This is a genomic window from Mesorhizobium sp. M0088, from assembly GCF_040322895.1.
In the GTDB taxonomy this organism is placed as follows: domain Bacteria; phylum Pseudomonadota; class Alphaproteobacteria; order Rhizobiales; family Rhizobiaceae; genus Mesorhizobium.
In genome coordinates, this window is sequence record NZ_JAMYUI010000063.1 from 1 (window position 1) to 1,403 (window position 1,403).

The 1,403-nt window shown below is 58.2% G+C and carries 1 protein-coding gene; it reads left to right on the forward strand.

Annotation, left to right across the window (positions count from 1 at the left end; all coding sequences use genetic code 11):
* Window positions 1-92 precede the first annotated feature (92 nt).
* Complete coding sequence (locus NKJ67_RS35040; protein WP_128306115.1) at window positions 93-1,394, forward strand: IS4 family transposase; 1,302 nt, start codon at window positions 93-95, stop codon at window positions 1,392-1,394.
* The last annotated feature ends 9 nt before the right edge of the window (window positions 1,395-1,403 follow it).

The window sequence follows — 1,403 nt, forward strand, 5'->3', positions numbered from 1 at the left end:
TAATGCAGTTCACTTAAGTTGGGCTGGATGAGGATCTGGTAAGACCTATCGAACAGGATGGAGATTCGTTTCCATCCTGTTCGTGTTTTGAGATGCCAGGTCGCATAGGACATACAGCCGATTTATCGGCACTTTCGGGTGCAATTGATCCGGAATGGATCGCCTTGGCGCTTGCCAGCAGCGGCAAGGCGAGCATCCGCAAGCGCAAGCTCCCCGCCGAGCAAGTTGTCTGGCTGGTGATTGCGCTTTCCTTGTATCGTCATCAGTCCATGCCTGAGGTGGTGGCCCATCTGGATCTGGTGTTGCCCGATGAGGTGAACCCGGACATTGCCAAGAGCGCCTTGACGCAGGCCCGCCAGCGCTTAGGCCAGGCGCCGCTGGCGCAGTTGTTTGCGATGAGCGCGACGTGCTGGGACGAGCGACACCAAGTCGGGCGAGGCTGGCGGGGTCTTGCGCGCTATGCCGTGGATGGCAGCACATTGCGTGTCGCCGACAGCGTGGAGAACCGCGCGCATTTTGGAGCGCAAGCCTATGCATCCGGCGCTGTTGCAAGTTATCCGCAGCTACGGCTCTTGACCCTGACGGCGCTCGCCACGCACCTGGTGCGTGATGCGGTGTTTGGGATCTACGGCAAGAATGAGATGCTCTATGCCAAGAGCTTGCTCGACCAAGTGCCGGACCAATCCCTGACGGTCTTCGACAAGGGCTTTTTCAGCGCCAGCCTGCTGCTGCAGCTTCAATCGAAGGGCAAGCAACGTCATTGGCTCCTGCCGGCCAAAGGCAACAGTGCATGGCAGCGCCTGGACCAGAACGCCACCGACTATCGGGTGCGCATGAAAGTCTCGCCGCAAGCACGCGAGGCCGAGCCCGACTTGCCGACATTCTGGGAAGCTCGGGCGATCGAGACGGTCAACCGGCATGGGCAAAAGCGAATATTGCTCACCTCATTGACGGACAAGAAGGCCTATCCTGCCCAGGAGATCGTGCAGCAATACGAAGACCGCTGGCGGATCGAAACCAGCTATCGAGAGCTGAAGCAGGAGCTTCTTGGCAGCGAATTGACGCTGCGCAGCGGCACACCGCAGACCGTTTATCAGGAAGTTTGGGGAGCCTTGCTGGCTTACAATCTGGTGCGGTTGGAAATGGCCGAGGTTGCCTCTGAAGCCGAGGTCAAGCCAACCGAATTGAGCTTCACCACAGCCCTGCACTACATTCGTCACGAATGGGGGTGGATGGCGATCGAAGCGCCAGCAAAACTACCCGCACACCTCATCCGATTAAGACAACGGCTGGGAGACCTCATCCTCCCAAAAACACGGGGGCGATCATGCCCCCGTGTCGTCAAAAAGCTACCAGCCAAATATCCTGTCAGAACACTGAAGGTGCCTAAGTGAACTGCATTA